A 21,446-nucleotide genomic window follows, 5' to 3' on the forward strand; every position below is an offset into this window, starting at 1 on the left:
ATCAGCCGCGCTCGAGCGGCAGGCCCGCGGCCCGCCACGCGGCGACCCCGCCCGCCAGACTGGTGGCGTCGTACCCGGCCTGCTGCGCGCGCGCCGCGAACCGCAGCGAGAGCTCGCCGACCGGGCACACGAACACCAGCGGCCGCGACCGCGGGAACGGAATGCCCTGGGCGAACATGTCATCGAGCTGATCGTCGCGGATATTGAGCGCGCCGGGTACATGCCCGATCCGATAGGCCATGGCGCCGCGGGTGTCGACGATGGTCGGCTTGCCGGTGCGGTCCAGTTCGGCGAGTTCGTCCGGGGACACGGTCGGGGTCGCGGTCAGTTCGGCCGAGGTCGGCGCGGTGGCGCGTGCGGCGGGCGAGAACAGGTCGGGCCTGCGCTTCTTGATATAGGACAGGTACGGTTCCAGCCGGTCGCAGACGATGAACACCGCGACGATCGGGTCGTCCGCTGGGCGCGCCGAATCCGATTCGGCGGCAAGGGTATCCAATGCGGCCACGTAGCTCGCGCCGCTGGTCGGCCCGGCCAGGATGCCGTAGCCGGTGGCCAGGCGCAGCGTGGCGTCGACCGCGCGGGCGGCCTCGACGGTCACGATGCTGTCGTAGAAATCGGGCTGGAACAGGCCCACCTCCCACATCTCGCTCTCCGAGCGGATACCGGGGATGAAGTCGGCGCGTTCGGAAACGACGGCGACAGTGCGCAATTCAGGGTTGTGCTTGCGCAGGTAGGTGGCGGTGCCCCTGGTCGAGCCGGTGGTGCCGAGTCCGCCGATGAGGTAGTCGACCCGGGTGATCCCGTCGGCGGCGAGGTCCTCGTGGATCTCCCGGCCGGTGCCGTGGTGATGTGCCTCGATGTTCTTCTCGTTGGTGTACTGCGAGGCATGGTGGTACGCGCCGGGCCGCTGCGCCATGGTCGCCTCGATCACCGCGTAGACGTCGTTCGGCGTCGTCGGATCGGGGCACTCGGAAAGCCCTGGCAGCTCGACGATCTCGGTGCCGAACAGCTGGAGCAGCTCGCGCACCTCGGCGACCTTCATTCGATTGGTGACCGCGCGCAGTCCGATGCCGTGCACCGCGCCCAGGATGCGCAACGCCTTGGCGGTATTGCCGCTCGACGCCTCGATGAAGCTCTGGCCGCGCGCCACGATATCGTCGAGCTCGTCGCGGATCATGCCCCACGCGACCCGATCCTTGACCGAGCCGAAGGGGTTGTGCGACTCCAGTTTCGCGTACAACTCGACATTGCGCAGACCGTGCACCGCCGGATCGAGGCGCAGCAGGGGAGTGTTGCCGATGAGTTCGGTGATGTGGTCGTAGCGCATCAGCGCGCCTCGGTGCTCTGGCGCGGGGCCGACGGCGGCCGGGACGCGCGTGGTGGGGTGTGGGCGGGGGCCGGGCGGTACTCCGCGTCGGGGCACACTCGGAAACCGCTGTCGTCGTGGGTCACGACGAGCTTGTTCGGGCGTGGGCGCATGGACGCGGTCGCCGCGGACAGATCCATGTGGTAGGCGGCGGTGTTCGGGAACACCACCAGATCACCGGGCTGCGGCCGATCGGCAAGCCACACTTGATGATTGGTGATCAGATCGCGCTCCAGACAGAGGCGGCCGGCGAAATACACACCCACCGGGGCACTGTCCGCGACGGTCCGGCCGGCGCCGGGCAGGATGACGGGATCGACCATCACCTCCTGGTCCGCCGGCGTCACACAGTCCCGGCTGAGATCGAGGTGCACCAGCACGCTGCCGTCGGCGATCTCCTTGACGAACTCGACCTCGGCCACCGTCGCCCCCGCGTGATCGGCCAGCGCCTTTCCCGGCTCCAGCCACATGTCCAGCAGATTGTCCGAGAGCACCTCGGCGACGGTGCGTCCGCCGTGGCGCTCCAGTGCGGCGCCGAGCACGTCCTCGAGCAGCGCGGTCGCCGGAATCGTGTTGGCGTACTTGTGGAATACCGGGATCCCGTGCACCGCGCCGTTGGCCACGTGATACCCGAAGGTGTTGCTGCCCCAGCTCATCGGCGCCCGCAGGCCGAGCAGTGCATCGCGTAGCGCCTGGACGTACTCGTCGAAACGATCGGCGTCGGCGGTGAAGACCTGCCGGAACCCACCCCCGATATCGACCACCGAGGGCGTGAGGCCCCGCGCATAGCTTTCCTCGATCAGCGACAGGCAGGCGTCGATCGCGCGGACGCGTTCTCCCGCGTCCCCGGAGTCGAGGTGAAAAGCGAAGCCGAGGAAGGTGATTCGATCCTGATGCGCACAGAGCAGGTCGAAAGCGGCCGCGACCGCGGACAGCGGCACGCCGAACCGGCTCACCTGTGCGTCGTGGAATCCGGAAACGCGCAGCAGCACCGGGACGGCGGCCTGCGGCTCGGTGAGTTCGACGATCCGCCGCAACTCCCACAGATTGTCCACGTTGATCGTCACGCCGCGGGCGATCAGATCACGTAGGAACGCTTCGCCTTTCGGCCCGGTGACCTCGATCCGCATCGGCCCGAAGCCGGCACCGGCCGCGCTCGCCAGCTCCTGCGGCGAGGCGACATCGATGGCGATCCCAGCCAGCTCGGCGGTGCGGACGAACGCCTGCGACTGATTGACCTTGTGCGCGTAGCAGATTCGATGGCCGGGCAGCCGCTGTTCGAGCAGCGCGCGGAACCGCCCCAGGTTCTCCGCGAACACCTGCGGAAACAGCAGATGCACCGGCGAACCGAACCGGCGTACGACCTCGGCGACCGTACCGGGAGTGTCGAGATAGGCGCGTACCAGCGGATGGATCTTCGCGGGTAGCGCCGGTGGCGCTGCCGTCATACCGCGGATTCCGACGGCTGAGCGGCGACCGCGTCTTCGGCCGGGGTCTGCGGCTGCTCGGCGACCGGGTTGTAACCGCCGTCGCGGATCGCCTCGAACGCCCGCGCCCGGTTGCGCGGGCTGCGGAACTCGGCCACCACGCGCTTGCTGATCAGATCGATCTCCACCACCCGGATATCCATCGACTCGAGCACGCCGCCGATCGTGCGCACGCAGTGCTTGCAGGTCATGTCCGGGACGTAGAACACCTGATCCTCGGCGGTCGCCGCCCGGTCGGCCGTCGCCTCGCTCAGCTCGGCGCTCACCTCGACCAGCTCGCAGCGGGCGACCAACTGCTCGAACACCGCGACGAAGCGGTCGACCACCACCGGCAGGATGCTGTAGTGCCCGCCGCCGAGATGGTGCGGCATCGCGGCCAGGCAGGCGGGCCGGGTGCCCGCGGGCAGCAGGGCGTACTGACGGGAGATGAGGTCGAGATCGTCGTGGTACTTGGCGATCGCCTCGGGAATGGACAGGCCCTCGACGTGGGTGGCGCGCCGCATCACCGTGTGCGCATCGGAGATGGTGGCGTCCTTCATCGCCCGCAGTGTCGCCACGGTCTCCGCGGAGTACCGGACCGTGCCGTCGGGCTGGGCGATCAGTGTCACCGGGATCATGCCGCGCCGGTACGTGGAAGCCTGCAGTTCCCAATACCATCGGGTCGCGACCGCGGCGAACAGGCCGGATTCATGTATGCCCCTGGCGAATTCGGCGGCACTGCGATACGGGGTCTGCCTGGCCAGCAGCGCGTGCTGGGCGAGCGCGCGGCCCGCCGCCTCGATGCCGACCCGGAAGATATCGGTCGGTTCGTGGTCGGTGGTGGTCGCGTCGAGCACCGCGTGCTCGCGCGGGCCCAGCGCCGAGACACGGTCGGCGAAGGCGCTATTCGCCTCGAACGCGTGCCACAGCGCGAGCACGGTCTCGCGCATGGCGATCGGCACCAGCGGGCCGAGGCCGTCCGCGCGGAAGTGGCCGGTGTTGGGAATGCCGTCGCTGTCGGTCCAGGTGATCCGGTGCGTCGCGCTGGTCACCTGGTAGGGACGGCACGGGCGCATGAACCGCTCGAGGTACAGCCGCTGGGAGTAGGTGAGGTGACTGTTCGGCTCGGTATGCAGTGCGGTGCAGGTGTATTCGAAGCGGCGGGGATCGGGCAGCGATACCGGCGTGCTGAACAGCCCGGGCTGGGCCAGACCCGCCAGCACCCGGGACGCGGCCCTGCGGTCGTAGCGCGGGGTGTCCATGGTCATGTGACCTCCTCGGCAATCGTCATGACGCACTTGGTGAACCGGTCGATCTCGTCGGCGGTGTTGTAGATGTGCGTGCTGACCCGGACCGAGTCGTCGTGGCCCGCGGGGTGCTCCTCGGGCGTGACGGTGCAGTGCAGACCGGTCCGGACCAGGAAACCCAACTCGCTCAGCACGAACCCGAGGTCCGCCGCCGAGATCCCGTCCAGCGTGAACGAGACGATGCCGTAACCGACCGGGTCGGCCGCGTAGGCGGGGCCCGGGCGGAACTCCAGCCCGCGGATCGGTCGCAGCCCGGCGATGAGACGCAACGTCAGCATGCGGTTGTGCGCGGCGATGGCGGCGACGTCGAACGATTCGAGCACCTCGAGCGCGCTGCCGAGCGCGAGGATGCCGGGAATGTTGTGCGTGCCGCCCTCGAGTAGTGCGGGCATCGCCGCGGGCACCAGGCCGGCCGCGCTCACCCGCACCCCGGAATTGCCACCGGGCAGGAACGGCACGAGCCGATCGTGAACCCGCCTGCGGCAGTAGAGGATTCCGGTGCCCGGTGTACCGAACATCTTGTGCGCGGCGAAGATCGCGAAATCCGCGCCGAGCTCGGTCACGTCCACCGGCAGATGCCCGCCGCTCTGGCTGCAGTCGAAGCACAGCAGGATCTCGGGGTCGAGCCGGCCGCGCAGTTCCTCCAGGGTGGTCAGCCCGCCGTACACGTGATGCAGGTGGCTGGTGGTGATCAACCGGGTGCGCGGACCGACCTTGGTCAGGATGTCGGTGGTGTCTGCCGCGCCCGTCGCGGTCACCCGGTACGGCACCAGCTCCAGCCGCCGCCCGAACCGGGCGAGCAGGCCGCGCAGGTGATGCCACGGATGCACATTGGACGCGTGATCATGTGGGCTGTAGAGGATTTCGTCGCCGTCCTCGAGCACCGCCAGACCCCAGGAGAGCGCCACGGCGTTCAGCGCGGCCGTCGCCCCGCCGGTGAAGACCACCTCGTCGGCGTGCGCGGCGCCGATGAAGGCGGCCGCGCGCTGCCGGATGCGGGTGATCCGCCCGCTCAGGCTGGTGGCCCACGGATAAGTGCCGCGACCGGCATTGGCGGTGCGCGAGCTGTGATAGTGGTTGATCACGTCGATGACCGGCCGCGGCTTCTGCGTGGTGGCCGCGCTGTCCAGGTACACCTCGGTGGATTCGGCCAGCGCCGGGAAGAGCTTGCGGACCGCGGCCTGCGCGGGCGCAGCGGAGGACCGCTCAGCCGGTGGTCGCACGACATGCGACCGCGAGGCGTGGGATCGCAACGTGACGCTCCCTCCGAAAAAGCGCTGAGCCGGATGCGCTGGGACGCCCCCAACGATACGCACTTTTCCTGAGGTCTCGAAGGTTTCTCGTGGGCAATGCCTTTCACACCACCGGTTTCCGGCTAGTCTGGGGGTCATGGCTTTGACCTTGAAAGAGCGTCAAGAGTTCCTCGCCCAGCCGCATATCGCGGCGTTGTCGGTGGCCGCGGGCCCCGATCGCGGCCCGTTGACCGTGCCGGTCTGGTATCAGTACACACCCGGCGGTGAGCCGTGGCTGCTCACCGGAGCGGATTCGCAGAAGATGAGCGCCATCGACGCGGCCGGGCGGTTCACCCTGATGGTGCAGCGCACCGAGCCGAGCGTGCGCTACGTGACGGTGGAGGGGCCGGTCTCGAAGATCACCCCGATCACCGACGCGCTGCATCACGAGATGGTCGAGCGCTATCTGAGCGGCGACGCGGTCGACGCGTACCTGAAGCAGGCCGCGGACTTCGGTGAACAGGTCGTGGTCTACCTGCGCCCCGAGCACTGGCTGTCCAAGGACCTCGGCAGCATCTAGCGCCCTCGGGTCAGTACTTGCCCTGCAGGTACTCGACGAGGTGCTGGCGCTCGGTGGCCAGCTCGGAGATCGCGCTCTTCACCACGTCGCCGATGCTGACGATGCCGACCAGCCTGCCCTCGCCGACCACCGGCAGATGCCGAATCCGGTGCTCGGTCATGGTGTTTCGCAGGCTGTCCACCTCGTCGTCGGGACCGCAGGTGCGCACGTCGGTGGTCATGATGTCGGCGACCGACGTGTCCAGCAGCTCGGCGCCGCGCGCGTGCAGGGTGCGCACCACGTCGCGTTCGGAGACGATGCCGACGATCCCGTCACCGTCGGGCGTCACCACCACCGCGCCGATATTGTGCTCGGCCAGCGTGGCCAGCAGGCTCCGTACCGTCGTATCGGGTGCGACCGTGGCCACGTCGCATCCTTTTCTACGCAAGATCTCGGCTATTCGCATGCTTCACCATCCAGACGTCCGCGCGGCAGTTCCAGGATCCCAAAGTCGAGGTCCCGGTGGCCAGCACGAATCCGTCACGGGTCACGCCGGGGTCACAGGCGACGGGTGACGCTGCGATCCAGATCGCGGGCGAGCAGGGCGATCGCGGCCTGCGAAATCCCCGCGGAGGTGGCCAGATCGATCGAGGTGAGCTGGGCGATCCGGCGCAGCCGGTAGTCGACGGTATTCGGGTGCACGTACAGCTGACGTGCGGTGAGCTGCCGGTTCATATCGTTGCCGAGGTAGGCGCGCATGGTCTCGAACAGCTCGGGGTGGGCGTCGAGCGGCGCGAGCACGGTGGCGATGCGCCGGGTGGCCGGACCGCCGCGGGTGAGCTGGTACTCCACCGCGAGGTCGGCCATTTGATAGAGGCCAGGGGGCTTACCACCGACCCGCACCAGATTGAGCAATTCGTGGGCCTGGTCGGCGGATTCGGGCACCTCGTCGGTATCGCTGGCGACGACGGTCGCGGTGAGCGGCACCTCGGCCGCCTCGGCCAGCCGCGCCAATGTCTCTGCGGTCATGGTGGTTTCGCCGTCCTCGCCGATCGGAACCAGCATGGTGCCGCCCTTGGTGCTGAGCAGCGCCAGCGCGCGCGAGGCGAACACGGTCGCGAGCGCGGATTGCAGCCTGCGTAGCTTGCGCCGGGCCGCGACATGCGCGTCGACCCGCGGGTCGCGCTCGTCGGCGTGTTCCGAAAGCGACAGCGCGACAACCTGATACGCGTCCGCGATCGGGATGCCGGCCTGCCGGGCGAGCGCGGAGCTGCCGCGGCCGCTGAGCAGCGCGGAGGCCAGCGTCTGCGTGGCGGTCTGGTGCTCCTTGGCGACGAGATGCTGTTCCTCGACGTAGGCGTCGGCGACCGCGGCGGTGACCGCCTCGAGCAGTTCCAGCATGAGATCGCTGGCGACGAGCAGTTCGCGCACGTCGTCGGCCTTCGCGGGCGCGGTGACCAGACCGAACGCGATGCGCACGCCCTCGTGGTAGCCGCGCAGAATGGTGCTGAGCGGCACGCCTTCCCGGGCCCACTGCGTGGCCGCCTCACGGACCTCGCCGAGCCGTTCGTCGCCGGGCACGGCCCGGCGATCGAACATTTCCGCGACCAGGCCCAGGCAGCTGCGGGTGAGTTTCGTGACGTCCCCGCGTAATTGCTCGCCGGGCAGGGTGCGGCACGGTGCCATGCAGGTGGCGAAATATCCCACCATTCGCGAAGCAACCCGGTCGGTATTTTGTAGCGGCATCGAGGCCGGCCGGCCGCCGATTTCGAGCGCTGTGTCGGACGAATCAGCGGAAAGATCCAGCGCGGAGAAGGTCATTCGGGTCGCTCCATTGCCACGTCGGGCGGAAAAGAACGGTGCCCGAATCGTTCGGCTCACTATACGAAAGGGTGCTGCGCGTGGTGGCTTATCGATGAGATCTATTGGGAGCCTACGACATTATTGAGCCGTCTGGTCATGACCTGGCACAGTGCACAAGACATTTGGCAGTCACGACGCTACTCTGGCGGAAATAAATCGGGCTGCTACTCGTCGTCCAGGCCGGCGGAAAGGTACGCGGCGGCAGCGAGCCACTGCCGGCATTGCGGGCCGTGGACTTCGTGGGCCGACAATATGTCACGCGCCAGTCGATAGGTGAGGCCCGGCGGTTCGACACCGCAGTCGGACACCGGGAACTCCGGTGCAGGACATTGCCGCGGCAGCTCGACGCCGGTGCCGCCGATGACGGCGACCCGGCGGGGAGTCCGGAATGGCTGGCTCATTCGACCGCCCCTCGCGTGTGGCGTGTGGGGAGGTTGCTGTGTAGGCGCCGCCGGCTCGAACTCCCTGCGTACCTCCCCGATATGGCACCGAGTCTAGGCCGCCGTCGCTTACAGATGCAAGTACATCTGCACGGACGCCACCGATGAACATGGGGGAACGGGACGGGAAACGCCTTCGCGACGAACTGTCGCGAACCTCGGGGGCATATCGGGCGAATAGGCCGTGGCGATAGCTGTTCGATGGCACCGGCGGGCGGACGCGCGGGGGGCCCAGGTGTCGTCGGTTGTTCCGGCTGTCTCCGGGTCGTCGACCCGGCGCGGCCGGTCGATGGTGGACCTGACGCGGGACTTTGCGGGGGATGGGGTCGCTCGATCGGGTCGTCCTCTATATAGGGCGACGCCTCGGACCGGTCATCGCCGCACCGTGACACGGTCGATCACGGAACGGTCTTCGCCGGGCGTTCGGTAGCTCCGGATGTGCCCCGGACCGCCGGCGCCCGCAGTGCGGGTAGTGGGCCGATGATGGCTCCGGCGGACGGGTGCAGCGGTCTGGCACGCGCCTGGCGGCACCTCGGAATGGTCGATTCGCGCCCCTGGCGTGCATGTCCCACCGGGCCCACCCGTGGTGCGGCCGTTAGGGATTCATGCAGGTCAAGCGGTTGTGAGCCAGGCCGCGCGGTCCGTACCTCCGGGTCGAAACAGGCTTGCCTCAGATCTCGGACCGAGTGGTCCGAATTAGTAGAGGCGCGGCGGCGAACATCGTGCTATCGTCCAAACTGTTGGTGCAAATGCAAGAACGTTTGAGAGTGCAGATGCACGAACCGATTTGCAACAACTGGCGATACTGAGGAGTGGGGAACATGTCGGATACAGCCATGAACAAGGTCATCGGAACCTGGCGTAAGAGCTCGTTCAGCAACCCCAGCGGTAACTGCGTCGAGGTCGCCGAGGCGACCAACGGCCAGGTCGCAGTGCGTAACTCGCGTGATCCGGAGAGCGGTACGCTCTTCTACACCCGTCCGGAGATCGACGCGTTCGTGCGCGGCGCGAAGGCGGGGGAGTTCGACTATTTGACGAGCTGAGCGGTAGCATTAGCGATCGGTGCGGTGTGTTTCGCGACAGGTGGTTGTGACACACTGTGGGCAACCTCGAGTATCGGAGACGAACTCAATGATCGCTGAACCCAATGACGATGGTCAGGTCGATGCCGTTGTCGCAGAACGAGGCCCGACGGTGCTACGCATCGCGCTGGGTGGTCAGCTGCGCAAGCTCCGGGAGAGCAAGAACATCACCCGCGAGGCCGCCGGCGATGCGATCCGCGGCTCGCACGCGAAGATCAGCCGTCTCGAGTTGGGCCGCACCGGTTTCAAGGAACGCGATATCCGGGATCTGCTGACCCTCTACGGTGTCACCGACGCCGAGGAGCGCCAGCGTTTCCTCGAGTTGGCCAGGCAGGCGAACGAGCCCGGGTGGTGGCATCGCTACAGCGACCTGCTGCCCCAGTGGTTCGGCACGTACCTGGGTCTCGAACAAGCCGCGAGCAAGATCCGCACGTATGAAGCGCATCTTGTTCCGGGACTCCTGCAAACCCCCGAATACGCCAGGGCAGTGGTGGCGCTCGGGTATGAGGACGCCGACACCGATCGGCGGGTTCAGGTTCGGCAACGCAGGCAGGAAATTCTGCACCGGACCGATCCGCCGGTCGTGTGGGCGGTGATCGATGAGGCGGCGCTGCATCGGCCCGTCGGTGGGCCGCGCGTGCAACGCGAGCAGCTCGAGCACCTGATCGAACTGGCCCAGCTGCCCAATGTCACCGTCCAGGTGCTGCCCTATTCGGCGGGCGAACACGCCGCCGCGGGTAGCTCGTTCAGCATTCTGCGCTTCGCCGAGGCCGAACTGCCGGACATCGTGTACCTGGAGCATCTGACCAGCGCGCTGTACCTGGACCGCAGGCAGGATCTGGCGCTGTATCTGTCGGTGATGGACCGGCTGAGCGTGCAGGCCGAGCGGCCGGAGAAGTCGATGGAGATCCTCGCCGGTTACGCCGCCGAACTATGAGCCACCCCGCGCCGGGGTTTCCAGAACGCCACGCACCGCCACGAGGACGGGCGTGGTTTTCCGGTTTTCAGGGCCTTGGTCGCGGTGCTGGACGGGTGCCGAGCACGGCGCGAGTGTTGTCACGTGACGATCTATGGCCGACGCATCCGATCGCGGTCGGACCCCGCAGTTCGGCTCGGGTGCCACAAGATTCGGCGCGCGCGCCGAACGACGCAGCGCCCGCACCGAGGGTGTCGGTGCGAGCGCCGGTACGTGGTTCGGCACGAGCGAGGGGCTACTCGATCCGAACTGGGTCGGTCGGCTCGGCGGCACTGGCTACCGCAAGGCCTTGCGCCGCAAGCCCTGTGCCCGAGGGTGAATCATCGCCAGTGGAGCAAGATGGCTCAGGGCTTGCGGGACAAGGCATTTCGGCAGGCGTGACGCGCCGAGCCGCCCGGTGGAGCTACTGCCGGATGAAGCTGGACGCGATCCGCCAGAACGTCGCGGGCTGCATGGTGTGGAAATCCCAGTCGTCGACGACATCGTGCGCGGTGGTGACGATCCGGTCGATATCGAAATCGTGCCGGGTGGCCGCGCCGGTGGACTCGACGGCGTCGATGACGAACGCGACGGCGGTCTCCCGGGAGTATGCGCTGTTCCTGTGGCCGCTCCGGGCCGACGGTGTGCTCATCATTTCTGTACCGTTCGCTGGCTGGTCGACCAGTGCGACATCGGCTATGCCGAACCGGACGCCGGAAAGTGGTTGGTTCATTCGAACGCCCCTGACGTTTGGCGGCAGCGGACCCACGGCGACTTCGGCCTTCGGCTCGCCCATGCGGCCTCCCCTGGTTGTCCCCTGTAAAGCGTTGCGGGACTGAGTTTAGGTCGCTGTACCTTTCATATGCAAGTACATCTGCACGATCGATTTGCAAGCGCACGTGCATGATTGGCGTCTGAAAGTTTGCTGAAGCGGCGGTTACGCGGAATTGATCAGCTCGCGCCGAAAACGACATCGGTGCTGTAGTCGATCTGCGTACCGGGCTCCACGAAACGATCGGCCGCGGCGCGCATGGCCAGGAAATGCTCGGTGAAACGGTGCGCTTCGGCGGCTTCGTCGTCGGTGTAGAGCTGGTAGAGGAAGAAGCGGTGCGGGTCGAGGCGGTCGGCGCAGACATCGAAGCGCAGGCAGCCCGGCTCGTCGCGGACCGACGACACGGCACTGCGCGAGATGGCGTCGAGGAAGTCGGCGCGTGCGCCCTCCCGGATCTTCATGGACACGATGCGGCTGAACACAGTTCCTCTCCTATCGAGAACGTCGACTGCAACGTCAATCGGTAAGGGCGGCACCACCGTTCGCGCCGCCGGCGAGTGCGGCCACCGCGCGGTCAACTGGCGTGTTGCCCGCGACGAGTTCGAGCGTCGCGCCCGCGGTGTGCGTCGCGGGCAGTAACGCGGCGATGACCTGCGCGACATCGGCTCTGGGGATATCGGCGCGGGGAACCGGCGGTCCGGCCAGCGTGACCAATCCGTTACCGGCCGTGTCGACGAGGCGGCCCGGGCGCAGGATCGTCCACTCCAGCTCGCGCCCGCGCAGGTCGTCCTCGGCCTGTGTCTTCGCGTCGATATAGGCCGCCCAGACGTCGTCGGTGCCGGCCGCCGGTGGTTGGCCGGCACCCATGCTGGAGATCTGCACGAACCGCCGGGTGCCGGCGCGTTCGGCGGTCTCGGCGAGCCGGACCGAGCCGTCCCGGTCCACCGCGTACTTGCGCGCCGCGCCGCTGCCCGGCCCGGCGCCCGCCGCGAAAACCGCTGCGTCCGAACCATTCACGACGGCCAGCAGATCGTCGGGCGCGGCCCGCTCCAGGTCGAGCAGGACGGGTTCGGCGCCGGTCGCGATGATGTCGTCGGCCTGGTCCGGCTTGCGGATCAGGGCCGCGACCTCGTCGCCTCGGCTGGTGAGCAGCCGGGCGAGCAACAGGGCGATCTTGCCGTGTCCCCCTGCGATGACAACGCGCATGCCTGCGTCCTTTCGGTAGCGAGCGGTCCGCCTCAGCGTTCGGGGCCGCCCGGGTTGCACTGGGCGTCCACGGTGGCCTGGTAGCCGACCGCCGGGCGCCACGGTTCCAAATTCCAGCTGGGCTTGTCCGGCTGGATCAGGCGGGCCCAGATCCAATGGCAGCGGAACTGGTCGTCCATTCCGGGAGTACCCGCTTCGGGCGAGCGGGCAAGCACCTCCTGCCAGGCCCGGGCCTCGGCGTCGGTGGCGGTGGTCTTGCGTCCGGCGTCGGTGGGAAAGACGAGCAGCCGGGCGCCGTCGATGGTGTCGGTCCACAGGAGGCGGTCGATCAGCGGCAGCCCGGCATAGGGATCGATGGTCGGCGTCGCGGCGGCCGTGCGGGGCGGGCTCGGCGTGCGGGCCGAGGGAGTCGTTGTGGCGGTAAGCGATATCGACGCCGGGCTGTCGGAGCCGCAGCCTGCGAGGACCGGCAGCAGTGCGCCGCAGACGAGCGCGAGGGCACGGGCCCGACGTGCCGGGTCGCTGTGCCGGTGGACGCGAACCGACCGGTCCGGGCACTCCATTCGGGCTCCTTCCGCGGCGGCGCCGAGTGCCGTCGCGTCCGTGGATCTGACCACCTGAGCCTAGCGACCACCCGGTACCTTCGACAGTCGCCGAGCTCGAGGCCCCGCTCAGGCCACTGATTGTGGTGGCTTGCCGTCGCTCGGCCGGGTGGGGATAGTCGGTCGATGATGTGTACACGGATCATGGCTGGGGCGGTTGGAGTCGTGGTCTCGGTGGCGGTCGCGCTGGCAACGCCGGCGACGGCGGGGGCAGGCGAGGCACCGGGAACGGTGACGACGCTGACGGAACTCACCGGGCGATTTCGAGTGGACGGCGCGGCGACCGCGCAACGGTTGACCTACTGGTCGCGCGGGCCGCGCGGACCGATGGAGAGCACCGGGGTGGTCTACCTGCCACCGGGACCGCCGCCGCCGGGCGGTTGGCCGATCGTCGCCTACGCGCACGGCACCACGGGTATCGCCGACCAGTGCGCGTTCACCCTGGAACCCCGGCCCTACTATCTCGACACGTTGTACCCCGAGCTGCTGCGTGCCGGCTACGCGGTAGTGATCACGGACTATGTCGGGCTCGGTACGCCTGGCACGCATCCCTACTTGGACGGACCGTCGCAGGCGCGCAGCGTGATCGATGCGGTCCACGCCGCGAAATCGATCCGGCCCGAGCTCGGCACCAAATGGGCGACGCTCGGCCAATCGCAGGGTGCGCAGGCGGCGCTGTTCACCGCCGCGCTCGCGCCGGCCGACGCGCCGGAACTGCAGCTGCGCGGTGCCGCGGCCACCGGGCCGCCGTCGAATCTCGAGCTGGCGATCGCGATCGCGGGACCGTGGATTCCGCGCCTGCCGTTGGAGAAGACGCCCGCCTATGTGGCGATGCTGCTGGCCGGATTGCGCGCCAGCGCACCGGAACTCGATGTCGACAGCTATCTGACACCGACCGGTCTGGCGGCTTTGCGGGTGGTGGAGACCGAATGCATCACCGACGCCAACGCACGGCTGGCCGAGGTGCCGATCGGCGCGATGCTGGCCAAAACGCTCGACGATCCGGCGCTGTGGTCCGCGGCCCGGGCCATGTTGCAGATCCCGACCTCGGGCTACACCGTCCCGCTCTTCATCGGCCAGGGGCTGACCGATATGGAGGTGCCCGCGCCGCTGACCGCGAAGCTGATCGCCGAGCTGGCGCTGTCCGGCACCGACCTGGAGACCCACGTCTATCCCGGCGACCATCTCGGCGCGGCCCGGACTTCGCTGCCCGATTCGCTGGCGTTCCTGCATCGCGTCCTCGATCCGGCCTGACGATCCGCACCGTAGGCAACAACCGCGCTCGAACTCGAACTCGAGCGCGGTCGGAGCGTGTTTCGATGTTCGGAATTCACGGAAATGTGAGGAATAAGTGCGCGCGATGCACCGATGCACGCCGTGCTAATGCGCAGAATATGTTGAGAATGGCGAATTTCCGGCCGTTTCGGAGCGGAAGATATTCAGTGCCACAGGGATCGGCAGGGCAGTCGGCGTAATCCGGGACGGACCTTGCCGTCCACGGTGACGGTGAGTCCGGCATGCAGGGCGGCCGAGGTGAACTCCCAGGCTTCGGTGTTGCTCGCGGCGTATTCGAGAATCAGCGCGTCGTCGGGGGTCGGTCCGTCGAAGTAGACGGTGACCCGCCGAGTCGGCGCCTCCTCGGCGTGCGTGTCGTAAGCGAGTCTGTGTGCAGTGCCGTCCATGCCACCGTCTCCTTTCCCGCCGGCCGCGTAACCGCACCGGTACGTGTGAAGGTAAGGGGACACCATGGCTTAGAACATGTTCCGTCTTATTGGCTGGACATGTCACAGGGCCGGTAGGGGTCGGTGAGGCTTCGTCACGAGCGAATGCGCCGCCACGTCACAGACCGGTCGCTCCACACTTGTGAATTATCAACACGATCTCCGCAGCCGGTGCCGCTCGCCGGAGAAATTGTCGAGGATGATCGCAACGTTGGACCATTCGAGAGGTACCGATCGATGAGCCAGGCCCCACGTTCTGCGGGGGGAGCGTCCCGCACTCGACTCGGCCGCGCATTCGGCGCCATGGCGGCCGGTGTGATGTTGGTGGCGACCATGGCGGGCGCGGGCCACAGCGCGCCGCTCTATCCCGCCCCCGATCCCGATCCCTTCTACGCGACACCGGCGGATATCGCGGACCGGCAGCCGGGCGAGGTGCTCGCCACCAAGCCGATGCCGCCGCTGCCGATCTTCCCCGACACCACGGTGACCCTGGTGCGGTTCCGTTCCACCAGTTCCGAGGGCAAGCCCATCGCCGCGACCACCACCGTGCTCACGCCGCGTGCCCACGTACCGGACGGCCCGCTGCTGTCGTTCCAGCACATCATCAACGGGCTCGGCGCCGAGTGCTCGGTGTCGAAGGTCCTCTACACCGGGGACCCGAACCTGGTCGTGCGGGAGGCGCCGGGCTGGAATGTGCTGCTGCAGCGCGGCTGGACCGTCGCGCTGCCGGACCATCTCGGTCCGAACTTCGCCTACGGCGCCGCGAAACTCGGTGGGCAGATCACCCTGGACGGCATCCGTGCCGTCAAACAGGTCGCCGAACTCGGTGTGCGGCACAGCAGGACCGCGCTGGTCGGTTATTCCGGCGGTGGCATGGCCACCGCGTGGGCGGCCGCGCTGGCGCCGAAGTACGCGCCGGAGCTCGAGTTGGCCGGCGCCGCGATGGGCGGCGTGCCGATGAATCTGGTCAAGATGCTCGAAGCGCTCGGGCTCAGTTCGCATCCGGTGTTCGGCCTGGCACTGGCGGCGGGGCTGGGGTTGGAACGCGAATACCCGGACCGCTTTCCGCTCAGTGACCAGCTGAACGAACGGGGCCTCGCCGCTCGCGCGCAGATCGCGAACAGTTGCACCAACGACATCTTGGCAGCGGGTGCCGGTCGCGGCGCGCTCGATTTCGCGAAGACCACCTCGATGATCAACGACAGCACCGCGCGCGGCGTGGTCGAGGAGAACAGCCTGGAACTCTACGACGGCGTGCCGAAAACGCCGGTGTTCGAGTGGCATTCGCCGATCGACGGCCTGATCCCGGTGGACGCGGTGGTGAACACCGACCGGCGCTGGTGTGCAGCGGGTGCCACCGTGCAGTCCGAGCAGATTCCGGTGCCCGATCACCTGACCGCGGCGGTGCTCGGCATCCCGGCGGCACTGGGCTGGCTGGACGCGCGCTTCCGCGGGGAGCGGGCCCCGAGCAACTGCTGAACGAACGACCGCGACCGAGCCGAACGCCCGTGCCGGAACGGGTCTTCGGCTCGGTTGTTGCGGTTCGGCCACGTGTCTCCTACGACTCGGCCGCATTGCGGGAACCGCGCCGACCGGGCGGGTTAGCCTGACCATCTGGCCTCGGTAGCAAAGGGGACTTTCCGAGGGCCGCAGGTCGCATCTCCGGGCGCCAGGGTAACCCGATGTTCGCACCCGAAGGCGTGTGCCATGAGATGCTTTTCTGCCATTGCCGTGGCACTGCTGCTGATGTATCCGGCCATGACGGGGCAGGCGGCCGCCGAGCCGCCGCCTGCCCCACCCGGTCTGCCCGCGTTGCCGCAGTTGCCCTCCCTGCCCGAACTCTTCCCGCAGCTTCTGGACGTGCCGCTGCCCGACGTGCCACCGCCGAACGCGCCTGCGCCCCTGCACGAATTGATCGATCAGGTGATTCCGCCGCCGCCGATCGCGGCCGCGCCGATCGAACCGTCGCCGGTGTGGGAGGCGACCGGTGCGCCGGCACCGGTGCTCGCGTTGCGGGCCGCGGTGCGGCCGGAGAACGTGGGCGACCCGATCTTCGACGCATGGCCGGCGAACCTGGCGGACCTCGCGCTCGGCGAGGTCATCGAGGCCAGGGATGTCACCGCGACCACCGCACCCCTGCTGGTGCTGCCGATCCAGCGCGCGCAGCTGCTGAAGTACCGGACCACCGACGCCAACGGCCATCCCTCCTTCGCGACCGCGACCCTCGTGGTGCCCGCGGCGGCGTGGCCCGGTCCGGGCCCGCGGCCCGTGGTGGTGAACAACCTGCCGATCGACGCGCTGGGCCGGGTCTGCACGCCCGGATACACGCTGGCCCATGGCCTGAACTCGGAAACCAGCGTCACCGATTTCATTCCGCCCACCACCCACGTCGCAGCGCTGCGCGGCTACGCGGTGCTCATCCCGGATCACGAGGGTCCGTGGATGGCCTACGCCGAGCCGGTCACCGCGGGCCATGCCGTGCTGGACGCGATCCGCGCGGTGCGTGCGCTGCTGCCGGACGAGTTCGGCGCCAGCCGGTTCGGCCTGACCGGCTATTCGGGCGGCGCCATCGCGACACACGGCGCGGTGAAGCTGATCGCGCAGTACGCGCCGGAGCTGACCGGCCGCATCGTCGGCGCGGCACTCGGCGGGGTGCCCGCCGATTATGAGATCCTCGCGCGCAGCATGAACGGCAATCTCGCTTCGGCGGTGTTCATGGCCGCGGTGTTCGGGATCGGCCGGGAACGACCGGAAATCCTGACCAGGATGAACAACCTGGCGCAATGGGTGGCGACCTCGCCGCTGAAGAACGCCTGCGGCAGCACGTACGGGGCGATCGGTGTGCTGATGCTGCCGATCGACATCGCCGCGAACATCCCCGATCCGTTGCATTCCGCGCTGGCGACCGAGATCTACCAGGTGACGAGGATGCCCGGGATGCCTTCGGCGACACCGCTCTACATCTACAACGGGGAACAAGAGTTCTGGATCCCCGCCGAGGGAGCGCGCAATCTCTACCGCGAGCAGTGCGCGCTCGGCGTGCCCGCGGTGTATCGGAGCGTGCCGGGCGAACACATCATCGCGGCCGGGCTCGGCTACCCGGAGGCGATGCACTGGCTGGATCAACGGCTCCAAGGTGTCGACGCCCCGAACGAGTGCTGAGCGTTTGCCGCGGTAATGGTGGGCTGTCCAGCCCCCTGAACGGTTTTGTTACAGATCACGGCCGCGGCCGCGATGTATGACGGACGACTCACATCCCACGAGGGCGATCGGGTGGCGCTCGGACCCACCGCCCGCGCTGTGCGACTCGGCCGCGGTTTCGGTAGTGTTGGCCGGTCCGGGCGAGCTAGACGCTTCGGATTCGCGAAAGAGGCACATGAACGACATCACGATCACCGCGTCGGAACAGGCACAGGCCCTGGTGGGCCGCCACTACCGGATGACCGAGCACTACGAGGTGGGGCGCGAGAAGATCCGCGAGTTCGCGCGGGCGGTCCAGGAACAGCATCCGGCGCACTGGCACGAGGAGGCCGCCGCCGAACTCGGCTACGACGGCCTGCTCGCGCCGATGACCTTCACCTCGATCATGCTGATGTTGATGCAGCGCAAGATGTTCGAGTCCGTCCTGACCGCCTACGACATCGGCCAGGTACTGCAGACCGAGCAGGCGATCCAGGTGCATCGGCCGGTGCTGGCGGGTGACCGGCTCGAGTGCGTGTCGTATATCGAGTCGTTCCGGCAGTTCGGCGACAAAGACTTCATGGTGACCAAGAACGTGCTCACCAACCAGCACAAGGAACTGCTGCAGACCGCGACCTCGACCGCCGTGGCGCAGACCGGCGTAGCGATCGCCACCGAGCTGCGCTCCGCCGTCGACGGCGTCATCATGACCGGCCAGTCCGGGGCCGATCGACTGGACGCGGCCGCGCGGCGGGCGAGCCTGGGCGAGGAATCCGGCATCGTCGAATGCTTCGACGAACCGCCCGTGGCCGATCCGCGCGATCGCGCCAGGACCCCGCACACCGTGCCCCGCTTCGAGGACCTCGCGGTGGGCATGGCACTGCCGCCCCGGGCGGTGCTGCTCTCGCGCGGCGATCTGGTGAATTACGCAGGCGTGTCCGGTGATTCGAATCCGATCCACTTCAGCGACGAGGTCGCGCGCAGCGCGGGGCTGCCCGACGTGGTGGCGCACGGCCTGCTGACGATGGGACTCGGCGCCGGATACCTCACCTCGTGGCTGGGCGACCCGGCCGCCGTCACCGGATACGGCGTGCGGTTCGCGGGGTTCGCGCCCGTCGCGGCGACCAAGGCGAGTGTGCTCGAATTCCGCGGCAAGATCAAAGATCTCGACGCCGCACAGCGCACGGCAACCGTCGCGCTCACCGCCACGTGTGACGGCCGGAAGCTGTTCGGTCGTGCGACAGCCGACGTCGCGCTACGCTGAGCGCGCGCGACCGGATCGGACCGCGGTCGGATCGGACGCAGCGTATCCGTCGCACATCGAGCACGACTCGCCGTAGTAGCGCCAGGGTCTTCGGTCAGTAGAAACTGACAAGCTTCACATGGCAGACTCGGTGAATGCGTGCTGCGGAGGTACGACAGTCGACCGAGACGTCGCGCGCCGGCGCGACGCCGGCGGGCGGACCGACCGTTTTGCGCATGGTGCTCGGCGGTCGGCTGCGCAAACTCCGCGAGACGGCCGGCATCAGCCGGGAGGACGCGGGCGAGGCGATCCGCGGTTCGCATTCGAAGATCAGCAGGCTCGAACTCGGCCGCACCGGCTTCCGGGAACGGGATCTGATCGATCTGCTGAACCTCTACCAGGTCACCGATCCGACGGAAATCGATGAATACCTGGAACTCGCGCGGCAGGCGAACGCGTCGGGCTGGTGGCATCGCGACAGTGACTGGCTGCCCAAGTGGTACGACACCTACCTGGGTTTGGAACAGGCGGCGACACTGGTCCGTTCGTACGAACCGCGGGCCGTGCCGGAACTGTTGCAGACACCGGAATACGCGCGTGCGCTGCTCTCGCTGGCGCATTCGGGCGAGCCGCAGGCCGCGATCGAACGACGGGTCGCGCTGCGCATGGGCCGGCAGGAGATCTTGGATCGCAAGCACCCGCCGCAGCTCTGGGTGGTCGTGGAGGAGGCGGCGCTGCGCCGCCCGATCGGCGGTTCCGCGGTGTGGAACGCCCAGATCGAGCACCTGCTGCGCGCGGTGACCCGGCCGAATGTCACCCTGCAGGTGCTGGCCGACCATGTCGGCGGCCCGGCGCTCGCCGAGGGCGCGTTCACCATGCTGCGCTTCGCCGAATCGGATCTGCCCGACATCGTCTATCTGCAGCAGCTCACCAGCGCGCTGTATCTGGAGAAGCAGGTCGACCTGGACGCGTATCGCGCTGTGGCGAACCAACTTTCGGTGCATGCCGCGCCGCCGGAGTACACCGTCGGCCTGCTGGAGGCGCTGCGCAGGCGGCAGCCGCGGATTCTCGATCAGCCCGCCGGTCCGGCCTGATCCGCAATCGACCGCGAAGTATTGTCTCGGCGGGACAATAAGGTGGTAAGCTGCGGGTATGAGCGACACCGGTGTCGATCTCGATGGCCGTAGGCTGCGTACCCGGCGCAGCCGGGAAGCGCTGACGCGCGCCGCGTTCGACCTGTTGACCGAGCGGGGTCTGGACGCGGTCGCCGTCGAGGACATCGCGGTACGGGCGGGTGTCACCCGGCGCACCTTCAGCCGGCATTTCGCCTCCATCACCGAGGCGGTGCTGGGCGAGGTCGACCAAGACGTGCACATGTTCAACGAGGCGCTCTGCCGTCGGCCGCTCGGCGAGTCGCCGTTGGCCGCCTATCGCAACGCCGTGCACGACTGGTTCGACGCCGAATACGGCGGCGCGCGGTCGGTCCGGCTGGCCAGGCGGTGGACGTTATTCCAGCGATTCGAAGACGAGCCCGAATTGTTTGCCGGATATCAGCGAATCCGGGTCGAGGGTCAGCGAGAATCGGTGCGGATCATCGCCGGACGGCTCGGTGTCGACCCGGTGCTCGACCTGCGTCCGGCCGCCGCGGTCGCCGCGGGCGCGGGCTTGTTGATGGCGGCATTGCAGACCTGGGCCGCCGGCGACGATCCGGATCGTTTGCCCGACCTGATCGACGGGTACTTCGACACCCTGGTCGCACTCACCACCGAATTCCGGAACGAGGAGTCACCGTCATGACCACAGGGTCGGTGAATATGTACCGCAGGACCTGCCGCCGCGTCGGGCTGGATCGAAACCCGATGCGCCGCAGAGAAGATCGCGTGCAAACCTGGGTCGCCGCCGGATTGCTGCTGTTGTTCGTGCTGCTCGTGCCGCTGCTGGTGCTGACCGTGGGGGCCACCGTCTACCGCACCGAAACCGCTGCGGTGCAAGCGGAAATCGCCGAACTGCACCGGGTCGAGGCGGTGGTGACCGCGACCGGTAAGGCGCCGCTGTACGCGCCGATCATGCCCGCAAAGGTGGCCTGGACCGACCCCGACGGGACCGCGCACACCGAGGACTATCAGTCCACCACGGTCGTGGAACCCGGTCAGAACGTGACCATTTGGCTCAACGGCGCGGGCCGCATCGTCGAGCCGCCGTCGGAAACCCAGGCCCTCAGCAAAGCGGTGCTGCTCACCGGCGGCGCCCTCTTCGGCGCGGTGACGGTGCTCGCGGGTTGCTACTTCGGGCTGCGCCACCGCCTCGATCGCAAGCGCCTGCGGATGTGGGAAATGGAATGGGCCACAGCCGATCTGCGCTGGGGTAGCCACAGCTGAAGAGAGTGCAGCGCGCCCGCCGACGAGGGTAGGGTGCAGGCGACGGACACGCTGCCGTACCGGGTTCCATCGCG

General features: G+C 68.1%; 22 protein-coding genes. 10 read left to right on the top strand and 12 right to left on the bottom strand.

The genetic code is table 11. The features are described from left to right. Position 1: 1 nt before the first annotated feature. The 4 genes from NVU01S_RS01075 to NVU01S_RS01090 are packed head-to-tail and all read right to left on the bottom strand — an operon-like array spanning position 2 to position 5,362. The gene (locus tag NVU01S_RS01075) at positions 2-1,327 is read right to left on the bottom strand and encodes a pyridoxal-phosphate dependent enzyme (RefSeq protein ID WP_043672432.1); all 1,326 of its coding nucleotides are present in this window, start codon (positions 1,325-1,327) and stop codon (positions 2-4) included. Beyond that, positions 1,327-2,814 carry a type III PLP-dependent enzyme domain-containing protein gene (locus NVU01S_RS01080; RefSeq protein ID WP_043672429.1) on the bottom strand — a complete coding sequence of 496 codons (1,488 nt, stop codon included), beginning with the start codon at positions 2,812-2,814 and terminating at the stop codon, positions 1,327-1,329. The genes NVU01S_RS01075 and NVU01S_RS01080 overlap by 1 nt, the downstream gene beginning before the upstream one ends. Further along, positions 2,811-4,100, bottom strand: coding sequence for a heavy-metal-associated domain-containing protein (locus NVU01S_RS01085; RefSeq protein WP_043672426.1), 1,290 nt, complete (start codon positions 4,098-4,100; stop codon positions 2,811-2,813). The genes NVU01S_RS01080 and NVU01S_RS01085 overlap by 4 nt, the downstream gene beginning before the upstream one ends. Next, positions 4,097-5,362: an aminotransferase class V-fold PLP-dependent enzyme gene (locus NVU01S_RS01090; protein ID WP_043672423.1), complete on the bottom strand. Its 1,266-nt coding sequence runs from the start codon at positions 5,360-5,362 to the stop codon at positions 4,097-4,099. Before NVU01S_RS01090 ends, NVU01S_RS01085 begins: the two co-directional genes overlap by 4 nt. 166 nt (positions 5,363-5,528) lie before the next feature. Here NVU01S_RS01090 and NVU01S_RS01095 point away from each other — a divergent pair, with 166 nt between their 5' ends. After that, positions 5,529-5,951 carry a pyridoxamine 5'-phosphate oxidase family protein gene (locus tag NVU01S_RS01095; protein WP_043672421.1) on the top strand — a complete coding sequence of 141 codons (423 nt, stop codon included), beginning with the start codon at positions 5,529-5,531 and terminating at the stop codon, positions 5,949-5,951. A 10-nt stretch (positions 5,952-5,961) separates the two neighbouring features. On the opposite strand, the gene NVU01S_RS01100 is transcribed toward NVU01S_RS01095, so the two are convergent. The 3 genes from NVU01S_RS01100 to NVU01S_RS01110 all read right to left on the bottom strand — a co-directional run bounded on the left by NVU01S_RS01100 (position 5,962) and on the right by NVU01S_RS01110 (position 8,194). After that, the gene (locus NVU01S_RS01100; RefSeq protein ID WP_042255643.1) at positions 5,962-6,396 is read right to left on the bottom strand and encodes a CBS domain-containing protein; all 435 of its coding nucleotides are present in this window, start codon (positions 6,394-6,396) and stop codon (positions 5,962-5,964) included. Positions 6,397-6,488: 92 nt separating this feature from the next. After that, positions 6,489-7,751: a PucR family transcriptional regulator gene (locus NVU01S_RS01105; RefSeq protein WP_029899631.1), complete on the bottom strand. Its 1,263-nt coding sequence runs from the start codon at positions 7,749-7,751 to the stop codon at positions 6,489-6,491. A 206-nt stretch (positions 7,752-7,957) separates the two neighbouring features. Further along, positions 7,958-8,194, bottom strand: coding sequence for a hypothetical protein (locus NVU01S_RS01110; RefSeq protein WP_014984799.1), 237 nt, complete (start codon positions 8,192-8,194; stop codon positions 7,958-7,960). An 860-nt stretch (positions 8,195-9,054) separates the two neighbouring features. On the opposite strand from NVU01S_RS01110, the gene NVU01S_RS01115 reads away from it, so the two are divergent. Together NVU01S_RS01115 and NVU01S_RS01120 are read left to right on the top strand one after the other, a co-directional pair. After that, entirely contained in the window at positions 9,055-9,276 is a 222-nt protein-coding gene (locus NVU01S_RS01115; protein ID WP_029899630.1) for a DUF397 domain-containing protein, read from the top strand. An 88-nt stretch (positions 9,277-9,364) separates the two neighbouring features. After that, positions 9,365-10,252 (top strand): Sco1979 family transcriptional regulator, encoded by an 888-nt coding sequence (locus NVU01S_RS01120; protein WP_014984802.1) that lies wholly within the window; start codon positions 9,365-9,367, stop codon positions 10,250-10,252. A 442-nt stretch (positions 10,253-10,694) separates the two neighbouring features. Here the strand turns inward: NVU01S_RS01120 and NVU01S_RS01130 are convergent, their stop codons facing one another. The 4 genes from NVU01S_RS01130 to NVU01S_RS01145 all read right to left on the bottom strand — a co-directional run bounded on the left by NVU01S_RS01130 (position 10,695) and on the right by NVU01S_RS01145 (position 12,811). Continuing rightward, complete coding sequence (locus tag NVU01S_RS01130; protein WP_106386981.1) at positions 10,695-11,003, bottom strand: hypothetical protein; 309 nt, start codon at positions 11,001-11,003, stop codon at positions 10,695-10,697. Between the two features lie 218 nt (positions 11,004-11,221). After that, positions 11,222-11,524: a putative quinol monooxygenase gene (locus NVU01S_RS01135; protein ID WP_029899627.1), complete on the bottom strand. Its 303-nt coding sequence runs from the start codon at positions 11,522-11,524 to the stop codon at positions 11,222-11,224. Between the two features lie 34 nt (positions 11,525-11,558). Then, positions 11,559-12,248 (bottom strand): SDR family oxidoreductase, encoded by a 690-nt coding sequence (locus NVU01S_RS01140; RefSeq protein ID WP_043672415.1) that lies wholly within the window; start codon positions 12,246-12,248, stop codon positions 11,559-11,561. Between the two features lie 32 nt (positions 12,249-12,280). Beyond that, on the bottom strand, positions 12,281-12,811 hold the full coding sequence (locus NVU01S_RS01145) for a DUF2599 domain-containing protein (RefSeq protein ID WP_043672482.1): 531 nt from the start codon (positions 12,809-12,811) through the stop codon (positions 12,281-12,283). Between the two features lie 183 nt (positions 12,812-12,994). Between NVU01S_RS01145 and NVU01S_RS01150 the strand changes: the two genes are divergently transcribed. Further along, positions 12,995-14,104, top strand: coding sequence for a lipase family protein (locus NVU01S_RS01150; protein WP_043672412.1), 1,110 nt, complete (start codon positions 12,995-12,997; stop codon positions 14,102-14,104). A 185-nt stretch (positions 14,105-14,289) separates the two neighbouring features. On the opposite strand, the gene NVU01S_RS01155 is transcribed toward NVU01S_RS01150, so the two are convergent. Next, positions 14,290-14,532, bottom strand: a complete 243-nt coding sequence (locus NVU01S_RS01155) for a hypothetical protein (RefSeq protein WP_043672409.1) — start codon at positions 14,530-14,532, stop codon at positions 14,290-14,292. A gap of 276 nt (positions 14,533-14,808) precedes the next feature. Between NVU01S_RS01155 and NVU01S_RS01160 the strand changes: the two genes are divergently transcribed. From NVU01S_RS01160 to NVU01S_RS01185, 6 genes are all read left to right on the top strand, one after another. Next, positions 14,809-16,050 (top strand): lipase family protein, encoded by a 1,242-nt coding sequence (locus NVU01S_RS01160; RefSeq protein ID WP_167829397.1) that lies wholly within the window; start codon positions 14,809-14,811, stop codon positions 16,048-16,050. Between the two features lie 228 nt (positions 16,051-16,278). Continuing rightward, complete coding sequence (locus NVU01S_RS01165; RefSeq protein ID WP_043672403.1) at positions 16,279-17,733, top strand: lipase family protein; 1,455 nt, start codon at positions 16,279-16,281, stop codon at positions 17,731-17,733. A gap of 214 nt (positions 17,734-17,947) precedes the next feature. Next, on the top strand, positions 17,948-19,015 hold the full coding sequence (locus tag NVU01S_RS01170) for a fused (3R)-hydroxyacyl-ACP dehydratase subunits HadA/HadB (RefSeq protein WP_043672401.1): 1,068 nt from the start codon (positions 17,948-17,950) through the stop codon (positions 19,013-19,015). 134 nt (positions 19,016-19,149) lie between these two features. After that, a complete protein-coding gene (locus NVU01S_RS01175; RefSeq protein WP_043672398.1) occupies positions 19,150-20,088 on the top strand; it encodes a Sco1979 family transcriptional regulator in 939 nt (312 codons plus the stop codon). 58 nt (positions 20,089-20,146) lie between these two features. Continuing rightward, positions 20,147-20,791 (top strand): TetR/AcrR family transcriptional regulator, encoded by a 645-nt coding sequence (locus NVU01S_RS01180; RefSeq protein ID WP_043672395.1) that lies wholly within the window; start codon positions 20,147-20,149, stop codon positions 20,789-20,791. Beyond that, the gene (locus tag NVU01S_RS01185) at positions 20,788-21,372 is read left to right on the top strand and encodes an Rv1733c family protein (RefSeq protein ID WP_156161620.1); all 585 of its coding nucleotides are present in this window, start codon (positions 20,788-20,790) and stop codon (positions 21,370-21,372) included. Before NVU01S_RS01180 ends, NVU01S_RS01185 begins: the two co-directional genes overlap by 4 nt. Positions 21,373-21,446 lie beyond the last annotated feature (74 nt).

The organism is Nocardia vulneris, assembly GCF_001613425.1.
Taxonomy (GTDB): domain Bacteria; phylum Actinomycetota; class Actinomycetes; order Mycobacteriales; family Mycobacteriaceae; genus Nocardia; species Nocardia vulneris.